At 60.4% G+C, this 10,793-nt stretch carries 11 protein-coding genes; 5 read left to right on the top strand and 6 right to left on the bottom strand.

Going from position 1 to position 10,793, the window contains the following annotated elements; genetic code table 11:
• Nucleotides 1-271: 271 nt before the first annotated feature.
• Both KHP60_RS22535 and KHP60_RS22530 read right to left on the bottom strand, forming a co-directional pair.
• Nucleotides 272-529: an EamA family transporter gene (locus tag KHP60_RS22535; RefSeq protein ID WP_213566529.1), complete on the bottom strand. Its 258-nt coding sequence runs from the start codon at nt 527-529 to the stop codon at nt 272-274.
• Nucleotides 530-588: 59 nt separating this feature from the next.
• Complete coding sequence (locus tag KHP60_RS22530; RefSeq protein ID WP_213566528.1) at nt 589-1,332, bottom strand: GntR family transcriptional regulator; 744 nt, start codon at nt 1,330-1,332, stop codon at nt 589-591.
• A 240-nt stretch (nt 1,333-1,572) separates the two neighbouring features.
• Between KHP60_RS22530 and KHP60_RS22525 the strand changes: the two genes are divergently transcribed.
• From KHP60_RS22525 to pcaD, 5 genes are all read left to right on the top strand, one after another.
• Nucleotides 1,573-2,490 (top strand): VOC family protein, encoded by a 918-nt coding sequence (locus tag KHP60_RS22525; RefSeq protein WP_213566527.1) that lies wholly within the window; start codon nt 1,573-1,575, stop codon nt 2,488-2,490.
• Between the two features lie 31 nt (nt 2,491-2,521).
• Nucleotides 2,522-4,186 carry a bifunctional 3-(3-hydroxy-phenyl)propionate/3-hydroxycinnamic acid hydroxylase gene (locus KHP60_RS22520; RefSeq protein WP_311925228.1) on the top strand — a complete coding sequence of 555 codons (1,665 nt, stop codon included), beginning with the start codon at nt 2,522-2,524 and terminating at the stop codon, nt 4,184-4,186.
• Nucleotides 4,183-5,031, top strand: a complete 849-nt coding sequence (locus KHP60_RS22515; RefSeq protein WP_213566525.1) for a fumarylacetoacetate hydrolase family protein — start codon at nt 4,183-4,185, stop codon at nt 5,029-5,031. Before KHP60_RS22520 ends, KHP60_RS22515 begins: the two co-directional genes overlap by 4 nt.
• 121 nt (nt 5,032-5,152) lie before the next feature.
• Nucleotides 5,153-6,130: a tripartite tricarboxylate transporter substrate binding protein gene (locus KHP60_RS22510; protein WP_213566524.1), complete on the top strand. Its 978-nt coding sequence runs from the start codon at nt 5,153-5,155 to the stop codon at nt 6,128-6,130.
• A gap of 536 nt (nt 6,131-6,666) precedes the next feature.
• Nucleotides 6,667-7,443, top strand: coding sequence for a 3-oxoadipate enol-lactonase (gene pcaD / locus KHP60_RS22505; RefSeq protein WP_213566523.1), 777 nt, complete (start codon nt 6,667-6,669; stop codon nt 7,441-7,443).
• Nucleotides 7,444-7,524: 81 nt separating this feature from the next.
• Here pcaD and KHP60_RS22500 read toward each other — a convergent pair whose 3' ends face one another.
• From KHP60_RS22500 to KHP60_RS22485, 4 genes are read right to left on the bottom strand one after another with little or no spacing between them, the layout of a single operon-like run.
• Nucleotides 7,525-8,235, bottom strand: a complete 711-nt coding sequence (locus tag KHP60_RS22500) for an ABC transporter ATP-binding protein (protein ID WP_213566522.1) — start codon at nt 8,233-8,235, stop codon at nt 7,525-7,527.
• Nucleotides 8,232-8,990 carry an ABC transporter ATP-binding protein gene (locus tag KHP60_RS22495; protein ID WP_213566521.1) on the bottom strand — a complete coding sequence of 253 codons (759 nt, stop codon included), beginning with the start codon at nt 8,988-8,990 and terminating at the stop codon, nt 8,232-8,234. The genes KHP60_RS22500 and KHP60_RS22495 overlap by 4 nt, the downstream gene beginning before the upstream one ends.
• On the bottom strand, nt 8,987-9,871 hold the full coding sequence (locus KHP60_RS22490; protein ID WP_213566520.1) for a branched-chain amino acid ABC transporter permease: 885 nt from the start codon (nt 9,869-9,871) through the stop codon (nt 8,987-8,989). Before KHP60_RS22490 ends, KHP60_RS22495 begins: the two co-directional genes overlap by 4 nt.
• Nucleotides 9,871-10,734: a branched-chain amino acid ABC transporter permease gene (locus tag KHP60_RS22485; RefSeq protein WP_213566519.1), complete on the bottom strand. Its 864-nt coding sequence runs from the start codon at nt 10,732-10,734 to the stop codon at nt 9,871-9,873. Before KHP60_RS22485 ends, KHP60_RS22490 begins: the two co-directional genes overlap by 1 nt.
• Nucleotides 10,735-10,793: the final 59 nt, after the last annotated feature.

Below are 10,793 nucleotides of genomic sequence, written 5' to 3'. Positions count from 1 at the left end.
TCCTCGCTGACGTACTCGTCGAGGCAGGCCGGGAACAAGGTGCCCTGGCTGCGCTCCTGGCCTTGGACAAACCGCTTCATCGCGATCCCTCCAGTCCGTGCTCACCTAACCAGATTACCAGATCCCGCGTTTTGACACAGCCTCGGTCAGCTTCGGCTGTTAAGCGTGGCCGTACGAAGGTCGGCTTACCCCACGACTGCGGAAATTCGGCTTACGTCCGGGGAGTTCCAATTCCTGACGTCCAAAGGGCAGTGTCGAGGGTCCGGTTAGCCTAGCTGCTGGCGGAGCCAAGAAATCCGCTCGCCTCCAGTGTCGCCGTTCCGACGCCGCCCAAGACCAGCACAATGGCAACGAAGTGGTACGGAAGAAGACCTTCGTTCAGGAACAGCGCTCCCATCGCAAGCGCATAGACGGGCACGAGATACATCGACGTGCTGGCCTTGGCCGCGCCGATGACCTCCACGAACCGGCCGTAGACAAGGTAGGCCCCGATGCTCGCGACCATGGCCAAATCGAGACCTTCGAGCATGTGAAGGCGAGGGGCATCTCGACGGCAGTCAGAGCTGACTGCGCAACCCTCGCGATGCATCAACCCTCAGCATCATCGATGTCCACGTTCTGTTCGGCAGGCACGCCAGGAAAGACAGATTCGTCCTTCAGGAGAACCTCTGCGGTCGCTGCGAAGTGGGAACTCAGGAGATCTGCTGCCTTGTCGGCATCTCCACTGAGAACCGCGCTCAGAATGGCTTGATGCTCATCGGCCACGTGCCGAGTCGGGAAGGCTTTCCTGATCGACAATCGCCTGTAGCGGTAGAGCTGATCTGCGAGTTGATCGCAAAATCCAACCAACGATTTTGATCCGCACTGACTGATCAGGGTTCGATGGAATGTTCGATGGAGCCGCTCCCACTCCGGATTGTCCTCAAACCGCTCGGCGCTGAGAGACCGCGGGGCTCGGCTGAGCCTGTGATGGGCCACGATGAGGGCTTCCTCCCATTCGGGCGTCGCGGCTGCCATGGCCTTGCGCACCGCCAGGCTCTCGACCCAGCATCGTGTCTGGGTCAGCTCCACCAGTTCCGCTTGGCTGATACCCCTGACATAGAAGCCGCGCTGCTCCCGCGACTCCACCAGCCCCTCAGCCGTGAGTCGGTTGAGAGCCTCCCGGAGCGGGGTTTGGCCGGCTTGGTAGGCATCCATCAGGAACCGCATCTGGAGCTTCCGCCCAGGCTTGAGGTGCCCGGATAGCACATCCTCCCGCAGCCTGTCGTACAGGTTAGCGGTCTGCGTGGAAGGTGGGGGCGTCACAAGCCGGACCGACGACACTCTGCTCATGCTCTTGTCCCTGCTGGGCCCGACCCCAAGAGGCCCATCTCATGCTGCATGTTTATACTCATGGACATCAAAAAGCAAAAATTTATAAATTTATCTTGCAAGTGAGGAAATTTGTATTGATAGTCCGTACTAGACCTTAATTTATAGCAGAAAACCGATCGAAGGGCGCTGATCGCGGCAGGAGACAACAACGCCCGATGATGAAATCTGTAACGCCCGGTCTTTTAGGAAATGTCCACAATGACGCGCTTTCCCGTGACTGCGTTGCGCAGCGTCGATATCGGTACGCCGGACCTGGCGCTGTCGGAGCGCTTCTATACATCGACCTGGGGACTCGAGGTGGTCATCAGGAATGAAGAAGCAATCTACCTTCGCGCGAGCGGGACGGATCACCACGTCCTCGCCCTCCACGGCAGCGACAGTCCCGAGATCCTCTCGGTAACCTTCCGAGCCGCATCGTCCGACGATCTCGTGATGGTCGCTAACAACGTCGTTCAGCATGGAGCGCGGATCCTGTCCGGGCCTATCCCGAACGAGGGTCCTGACGGCGGCACGATCCTGACGATCCGCGAACCGCAGGGCGGAATTTTGCGGTTCGTTCATGGCGACCGGCAGCATCCGACCGGCGAGGAGGTCACCGACCGGCCGTTCCGGCTCGCCCATGTCAATCTCAACAGCACCGACGTGGATGAGGAAGCGGCATTTTATGAGAAGGCTCTTGGCTTTCGCCTCACCGACCGCTCCAAGATGATGGCTTTCGTGCGCTGCAACAGCGATCATCATGCCGTCGTGCTGGCGGAGGCCAAGGTCAATGGCCTCAATCACATTGCCTTTCTCGTCCCGGATTGGGAATCCGTCATGCGCGCCTCCGGCCGCATGATCGATGCCGGCTATCCCATTGCGTGGGGGGTCGGACGCCACGGGCCGGGTGACAACGTCTTCGCCTACTTCATCGACCCTGTTGGTTTCGTGATCGAGTACACGGCCGAAGTCCTTCAGGTCGACAATACGTACAGGGTGCGTGGCCCGGACGAGTGGGTCTGGCCACCCGGCCGGACCGATCAGTGGGGCATTGCTCCACCGAAAGCCGAGCATGTGAAGGCGGCTCAGACCGCGATCACCTACACGGCCGTCGCGCCGTCACAAAATGCACAATGAGATCCACACTCCCCCAGGCCGGAGTTCCAGCGTGACCCCTTCGAGCAACAAGAGCCCCAATGAGTATCAGGCTGTCGTGGTTGGCTTTGGTCCGGCCGGTGCCGTTGCAACGAGCCTGCTCGGAAGCCATGGCACCCGCACGTTGACCATTGACCGTCTCCGCACCGTCTATGACAAGCCGCGCGCTATTGCCATCGATCACGAGATCCTTCGTCTCTTCGACAATATCGGCGTGGCCGAACGCGTCCTGCCCTACGTGGCCCCGTTCCCGGCCTCGCAGCACTTCGGGGCCGAGGGCCAGTTGATCCGGCGCATCGATATGGTCCCGGAGCCCTACCCGCTTGGCTACACCCCCAGCATGGTGTTCACGCAGCCGCCGGTTGAGGAGGCCCTGCGTGACCATGCAGCCTCCTACGGATGCATCGAAATCTCTCTTGGAACAGAACTACTGAAGCTCGAACAATCCGAGACGGGCGTCATGCTGAGCTTGCGCAGCGATCATGGCGGGGCGCGGACCGTGACGGCGGACTACGTAATCGCCTGCGACGGCGCGTCGAGCGCTGTTCGCGAGCAACTCGGGATCGTCCTTGAGGATTTGGTCTTCGACGAGCCCTGGCTTGTGGTCGACGTGCTTGTGAACGAGGACGCGCTCGGGAAACTGCCGCAGACGGCCGCCCAGTACTGTGATCCGGCACGCCCGACCACGTTCATCATTGGACCCGGCAATCACCGCCGCTGGGAGATCATGCTGTTGCCTGATGAGGATCCCCGCGAGGCGCAGCAGCCGGAACAGGTCTGGAAGCTTTTGTCGAAATGGCTCATCCCAAATGATGCCACCCTGTGGCGGGCTGCAAGCTATCGCTTCCATGCCCTTGTCGCACAGGAGTGGCGGCGTGGCCGGATCTTCCTTGCCGGGGATGCCGCCCATCAGCAGCCACCCTTCATCGGCCAGGGCATGTGCCAAGGCCTGCGTGACGTCTCAAACCTGATCTGGAAGCTTGACCGTGTTCTCAAGGGCCAGTCAGGCGAGGCTCTTCTCGACACTTACGAGGAGGAGCGCAGCGAGCATGTCCGCCAGCTCACGACCCGGATCAAGGCCATCGGCAAGGTGATCTGCGAGCGCGACCCGGAAGCAGCGCGTGAGCGCGATGCACGCATTCTTGCTGAGGGTGGCGGACAACCGCGGACGATCACGCGTCAGGAGATCGTGCCGCCCTTGCAGAAGGGATTGCTGGCATCGCGAGAGGATAAAGCCAAGGGCACCCTGTTCCCACAGCCCTGGGTGCAAACGGAGGTTGGCCGAAAACTACTCGACACTGTAGTTGGAGCCGGCTGGCGCCTCGTCGTCAAGAGTCGGCATTCGTCCGATATCTCCCAGACGACACGGAAGAACGCTGAAGACCTGGGCTTGCATGTCATCAAAGTTGGCTCTTCAAGCGATGCGTCCTCCGGCGCAGACCCTGATGTGCACAATACCGTCATTGAGTTGGATGACGTGCTCGCCCGATGGTTCGACGTACACGGATGCCATGCCGCCATTGTCCGGCCCGATCACTACGTCTTTGGCATAGCGTCTGACGAGGAATCCCTCTCAGAGCTGATGGCGGATCTTCAAGCCCGTCTTCGGCCCACGGCAGTGAGAAGCCCGTATTCCGACCAGTCTCCTGTTTCTCTTCACGCAAGGACCGCCTCATGAAGTTCGCAACATTCAAAGCCAACGGGACCTCTACTTGGGGTATTATCGATGGTGAGGATGCCGTCGATCTCGGAACTGTGCTCCGGGACCGGTATCCAGATCTGAAGTCTGCCATCACTGCCGATTCCCTCCGTGAAATCGCCGAACGAACCGGAGATGCCAAACGATATCCGCTTTCGAGCATCGAATGGCTCCCGGTGATTCCCAATCCGGACAAGATCCTGTGCGTCGGCCTAAACTACGAGACACACCGCAAGGAGACCGGCCGCGCCGAAGTGGAGAACCCCACGATCTTTGCCCGCTTTGCCAACAGCCAAACGGGACATCTGGCCAATATCGTACGCCCGCGGGTCTCGCACGAACTCGACTTCGAAGGCGAACTCGCGATCATCATCGGCAAGGCCGGGCGCTACATTTCCAAGGCAGACGCGTGGGGCCATATTGCCGGATACGCCTGCTATAACGACGGCAGCGTGCGGGACTTCCAGCGCCATACCCACCAGTTCACGCCGGGCAAGAACTTCCCCGATACCGGCGCGTTCGGGCCGTGGATGATGACGCCAGATGAGCTGGGCGAGTTGGGACCACTCAGACTCCAGACGCGGGTGAACGGCCAGGTGGTGCAGGATGCCACCTTCGAGCAGATGATCTTCGATATCCCGCGCATCATCGAGTACTGCTCATCCTTTACAAAGCTTGAGCCCGGCGACGTGATTGCAACCGGCACTCCCGGCGGTGTGGGGGCGAAGCGGACCCCTCCCCTGTGGCTCAAGCCAGGAGATACGGTCGAGGTCGCGATCGATCGCCTTGGCACCCTGCGCAATGGCGTCGCCGATGAGGTCTGACTGACCAAAAGAGCAGCCCGGCATACAACGCCGGGCTGATCCATCCATGGCTCATCAGGGCGTCCGAAGAAGGCGCCGATTCCATCAATTATCTCGATGCACAATCTCAAGGAGGAAAGACATGACCACCTTCACCCGGCGAATTCTCTTAGCAGGCGCGGCCCTCTTGGCCACGGCCACAGCCCAGGCCGAGACATGGCCGCAACGGCCGGTAACAATCGTTGTGCCTCAGGCCGCGGGAAACAGCCCCGACGTCCTGTGCCGCATCATCGCCGACAAACTCTCTCGTAGCTTTGGGCAGCAGTTCGTTGTCGAGAACCGTCCTGGCGCCGCGAACGTCGTCGGGACGCAATCGGTCGCGCGTGCTGCTCCGGACGGTTACACGTTCCTGTTCGCGACCTCGGCCTCGCTGGTCACCAATCCCTATACCTTCAAGAATCTCTCATACGATCCAGGCAAGGACTTCACGCCAGTCGCCATGGTGGCGAAAAGCCATCATGTGCTCCTGGTGAATAAGGATGTGAAGGCCAAGACTCTCCCCGAGTTGATTGCGCTCGAGAAGGCTGCCCCCGGTTCATTGAGCCTTGCGGTTGATGGTCCGCGGAATATCTCGGGGCTGATTGCGCAATCGATCAACAAGCAGGCGGGCACTAAGTTCGTGCTCGTGCCCTACAACACCATTTCGAACGCTGTGCAAGACAGCATCACGGGCCGCACCCAAATCACAATCCAATCGGCATCCGTGGTCGAGCCCTTCATCAAGGAAGGCTCGCTCCGGCCGATAGCCGTTGCTGGAACCAAGCGCATCTCCTCGCTCCCCGATGTGCCTGCCATTTCCGAGACCTTGAAGAGCGTCGATCTCCAAGGCTGGTTCATGGTCCTCGCTCCAGCCAACACGCCCTCTGACATTGTTCAGAAGCTGAGTTCGGAGATCGCACGGGTTCTGAAGGAGCCGGATGTTCAGGAGCGGGCTCCGACTCTGGGCTTCGAGGTCGATCCGGGCGAGGCTGGGACGCCTGATGGAGCCAAGAAGTTCCTGGAAGCGGAACTTGCATCGACCGGCCAGGTCATTCGGGAACTCGGCATCGAGCCTCAATGACCAGCGTCATGCTCTGACAGAGGGCAGTTCAACTGTCCTCTCTCAGGATGCTCATAGTGGCAGCATAGATCCGAGAGACTTTAGGATTTGAGAGCTCAGATAGCCAAGGACAGGATATGTCACCGTCGAAAGTGCCCGTGGTTACATTGTGTATGGCAGGCTTGGCGCTCGCAGGCCAAGCCCATGCTCAGCAGGCCTCATCAGGACCACCACCCTATCGGATCCGGTCACCATGGTCGGCGGGATTACAACATCGAACTCGGCTGGCGTAGAAGCGCTACATTATTGTGTGCCGTAGACGTAAAGTGGCACCGGTCTAAGCTCCCAATAGCGTTACGCTTTGCACGTTCGCCATGTGAGAGGACCATAACAGAGAGGGTTTTGGCTGGGTGGGTCGATGCAGATACCCTTAACTGGGGCGAGCCCGACCACTCGGGTCTTGAACCAGACGCTGCCGAGCCAGCATATGCTGGCTAGCGCCCGATGCGCTCGTCTCACTGGTGATCCACCAAACATAAACCAAGGGAGATGCGATCATGGCAGTTATCCGCGTAAATGGGGATGATTTTTCCGTGAAACTTGATGGACCTGCGACCGCGCCAGTTCTTCTTCTTTCAAATTCACTCAGCTCCGACCTCTCCATGTGGGACGATCAGGTGTCGGTCTGGTCCCAGCGGTTTCGTGTAGTCCGCTACGATCAGCGCGGCCACGGCAGCAGTGTCGTCTCGGCAGAACCGTATTCAATAGAACAACTCGGTCGGGATGCCATCGGCGTCATGGATGTGCTCGGGATCAAGACAGCGCACTGGTGCGGGCTGTCTCTCGGCGGCATGGTTGGCATGTGGATGCTGACGCATGCTCCAGAGCGCATCGACAAAGCGGTGCTCGCCAACACGGCCGCCTACATGGGACCGGTCGAACTGTGGAACGGGCGTATTGAAACAGCGCGGCGAGGTGGAATGAGAGCGCTCGTCGAGCCGACGATCGAACGCTGGTTTCCTGAGCACTTCCGACAGGCTGCGCCTGCCACGATGGATCGTTTGCGCGCTATGATCCTGCGGACACCGATTGAGGGATATACGGGATGCTGCGCAGCCATCCGCGACATGGATCAACGGGCGGCAATCCGCAGCATCACCAACTCGGTTCTGGTTATCATCGGCTCGCGTGATCCAGCAACAAAACCGGCGGATGGTCAGTTGATCGCATCATCGATCAGAAATTCCAAGGTGGTAATCTTCGATGCGGCTCACATCTCGAATATTGAGCAGCCAGAAGCCTTTGCCTCGACGGTAACTGAGTTCCTGGCTTGACAGCTAGGGCGCGACAGGTTCGGCATATGAGCCGATGCGTTACCCTGATCCGAGACGCGCTGGCCTAGCCGGTTCTGTTCTTCATCCATGTGTAGCTCGTCCCAGATAGAGCTCGGCTGCTCGATCATCTGCCAGCAAACTCGCCGCGTCGCCAGCAAGAGCAACCTGTCCACCATCCAAGATGCAGCCTCGGTCTGAAATTGCAAGCGACTGGCGGGCCCGCTGCTCGACCACGAGCACCGAAACACCGAGGTTTGGAAGCCGGTGGATCAGCTCGAAGGCATCCGCGACCTTCGCCGGCGCAAGGGCCGCCGTGGGTTCGTCGAGGATCATCAGGCGGGGGCGCGTCATCAGCGCGCGTGCAAATGCCAGCTGCTGACGTTCGCCGCCGGAGAGACTGCCCGCCCGCGTTCTCTTGCGCTGACTTAGGAGCGGGAAAACCTCAAACAATTCAGCAATCCGCTGGCCTTGATCTTTTACCCCGACGACCACTTGCAGGTTCTCAAGTATGCTCAGGGATCCGAACACGTTGGCTACCTGGGGCACATAGCCAATGCCGCGGGCGATGCGAGCCTCGGTCGGAAGCGGCGCCATGTCCGCGCCCTCAAAAACGATACGGCCCTGCACCCGGGGCAAAAGTCCGACAATAGCCTTTGCGAGCGTCGATTTTCCGGCGCCGTTCGTTCCGGCAACAGTCAGGATCTCTCCTTTTTGCAGCGTCAGCGAAATGCCGTTGAGGATATCCACCTCGGCATACCCGCCGCGAACCTCCTCGATTTCCAGCAGTGTCACGAGACACCTCCCAGATACGCTTCTCGGACGAGCGGATCGTCGAGCACCGCCTGCGGCGCACCCTGCGCAAGGACCTTGCCGCGATCCATGACCGCGAGCTGTGGCACGAGCCTAGTCAGCGCCTCAAGGTCGTGCTCGATGATGACAAAGCCAATTCCGCGCATGTTGAGTTCGATGATCCGCTCCATGATTTCGCCGATCAGCACCGGGTTCACGCCGGCGAAGGGTTCGTCCAGCAGGATCAGGCGCGGCTCGACCATCAGGGCCCGGCCGAGTTCCAGCAGCTTCTTCTGACCTCCCGACAATTTTCCGGAGGGCTGATCCGCCACTGCACTCAGTCTAAGAAATCGGATCGTTTGATTGACACGCTCAGCGATCGCCCCCTCCTCTTCACGAACCCGGCCCGGACGAAAGAAGAGGCCCAACAGGCTTTCCCCCGTCTGCTTCGGAGCAGCCGCCATCAGGTTCTCACGAACGGTCAGGTGCCGGAACTCTCTCGGCACCTGGAACGTCCGAACCATGCCGGCTCGCGCCCGCGCCGGAGGCGACAGGCTGTCGAGGGACTGTCCATCTAACCGGATCTGTCCCTCGTCGGCGCGAGCGAAACCCGACACGACCGAAAACAGGGTTGATTTCCCGGCCCCGTTGGGACCAATGATGCCGAACAGGCTGCCGGTCTCGATGGTCAGGCGGACGCCGTCGAGGGCGCGGAAGCCGCCAAAGGCTTTGCTGATGTCATGGATCTCAAGGCTCATCGCTTCGTATAATCCCCCATGAGACCCTGCGGGCGATACATGATGAACAGCACCAAAAGCAGACCGACCGCCCCGATGCGCACCGAGGCCATATCGACTTCGGAAACTCCGGGAACGATGTCGCGCAGGAAGCGCGATCCCTCCAGGAAAAGCATCAGGATGGCGGTGCCCACGATCGCACCGGAAACACGCCCGACGCCGCCCATGATGATCGCCATCCAGACGTAGAATGTCACAAGCGGGATGAACTGATCCGGGACGATGTAGGTGATGTAATGGGCGTAGAATGCGCCCGCGATCCCGGCAAGCGCGGCACCCACCACAAGCACCTGGATCTTGAACCGGGCCGGATCTTTTCCGAGTGCCTGCACGGCCTCCTCGTTGTCGCGAATGGCTTCGATGAGGCGCCCGAACGGAGAGCCCGCGATGCGACGGATTATCCACACGCCTACGAGGGTTACGGCCAAGACCGTAACCAAGACGGCCAATTGAGCGACGGATCCCCCCAGGCTGTCATAGAGCCGCGGGATGCCGGGGACGCCCTGGACACCGTTTGTCAGCCACCTCTCGCTCGTGATGACGATCCTGACGACTTCGGAGAACCCGAGCGTGACGATCGCGAAATAATCGTCCCGCAGCCGGAGCGACACGAGGCCGATCGGCCAGGCGGCGAGACCGGCTAGGGCGGCAGCGGCCGCGAAACTGAGAACCAATGGTACGCCCTTCAGAGCCAGCAGGGCACTGGTATAGGCTCCAATCGCAAAGAAGCCGACATGCCCGAAGTTGATCAGGCCTGTCAGGCCATACTGCAATGTGAGGCCCAGGCTCAGGATCACATAGATAAGAGCGATGATGCCGATCGCGATGAAGTAAGCTTCCATCAGCGTGCTCCTTCCACTCGGCCAAACAGGCCCCGCGGCCGTATGAGAAGCACGGCCAGCATGATGATAAAAGCCAAGGCAATCTTGTAGGTGAAGCCGACGAGCGGGGTTGAAACCTCCTGCACCACGCCCAGGATCAGACCGGCAACAACGGCGCCAACGGGGGATCCGATGCCGCCTAAGATGGCTGCCGTGAAGGCGGGGAGCAGCATCTCCCAGCCGAATTCCGGAGTGACGATTGTCTTGATCCCCAGCATCATTCCGGCGACACCCGCCACGCTCCCCGCAAGCAGCCAGAGCGCGATCATCACGCGATCTGGCCGAATACCGGAAACCCGCGCAAGGTCCCGGTTGTCCGCGACGGCCCGCATCTGACGTCCAATGGGTGTCAGGTACAGGATTGCAAAGACGAGCGCGAGAGCCGCGAGAGCCACGAGAGCCAATTGCAGGTCAAGGGGCGTAATCCTGACACTGCCGAATACGTAGGGACGCGACAGTGGGACCTGAAAGACCTGTTGGCTGTGCCCGAAGGCAACGCCCAGGACCGCCCGGATGAAAAAGGCGATGCCGATCGACGCCACCAGCAGCGCGACCACGGATCGCTCGGCCAGGCGACGGAACACGGCCAGGTAGGCCAAGAGGGAGATCACGCCGGTCGCGATGATGGCGGCCAAGCCCCCCATCGCGATTGATCCGGTCACTTTATGGGCGGATAGCGCCGAGTAGGCACCGAAGGTCATGAAGTCGCCGGTGGCCGCATTCGGAAACCGGGCGATGCCGAACACGAGCGTGATCGACAGGGCCGCCAAGCCGATGACGAGGCCTTGGACTAAACCGTTCACAAGGAGCTGGGCATAGAACATGGACAACCTACAAACGAGGTCCTCTCTGCGGAGGGACCATGGCTGCACCCGGCTCGGTG

Source organism: Microvirga sp. 3-52 (assembly GCF_018383585.1).
GTDB lineage: Bacteria > Pseudomonadota > Alphaproteobacteria > Rhizobiales > Beijerinckiaceae > Microvirga.
This window is presented reverse-complemented; position numbering and strand designations above follow the sequence as displayed.

Coding starts and splice junctions, on each gene's coding strand:
- KHP60_RS22535 (WP_213566529.1), bottom strand. CDS start 529: ATGCTCGAAGGTCTCGATTTGGCCATGGTCGCGAGCATCGGGGCCTAC.
- KHP60_RS22530 (WP_213566528.1), bottom strand. CDS start 1,332: ATGAGCAGAGTGTCGTCGGTCCGGCTTGTGACGCCCCCACCTTCCACG.
- KHP60_RS22525 (WP_213566527.1), top strand. CDS start 1,573: ATGACGCGCTTTCCCGTGACTGCGTTGCGCAGCGTCGATATCGGTACG.
- KHP60_RS22515 (WP_213566525.1), top strand. CDS start 4,183: ATGAAGTTCGCAACATTCAAAGCCAACGGGACCTCTACTTGGGGTATT.
- KHP60_RS22510 (WP_213566524.1), top strand. CDS start 5,153: ATGACCACCTTCACCCGGCGAATTCTCTTAGCAGGCGCGGCCCTCTTG.
- pcaD (WP_213566523.1), top strand. CDS start 6,667: ATGGCAGTTATCCGCGTAAATGGGGATGATTTTTCCGTGAAACTTGAT.
- KHP60_RS22495 (WP_213566521.1), bottom strand. CDS start 8,990: ATGAGCCTTGAGATCCATGACATCAGCAAAGCCTTTGGCGGCTTCCGC.
- KHP60_RS22490 (WP_213566520.1), bottom strand. CDS start 9,871: ATGGAAGCTTACTTCATCGCGATCGGCATCATCGCTCTTATCTATGTG.
- KHP60_RS22485 (WP_213566519.1), bottom strand. CDS start 10,734: ATGTTCTATGCCCAGCTCCTTGTGAACGGTTTAGTCCAAGGCCTCGTC.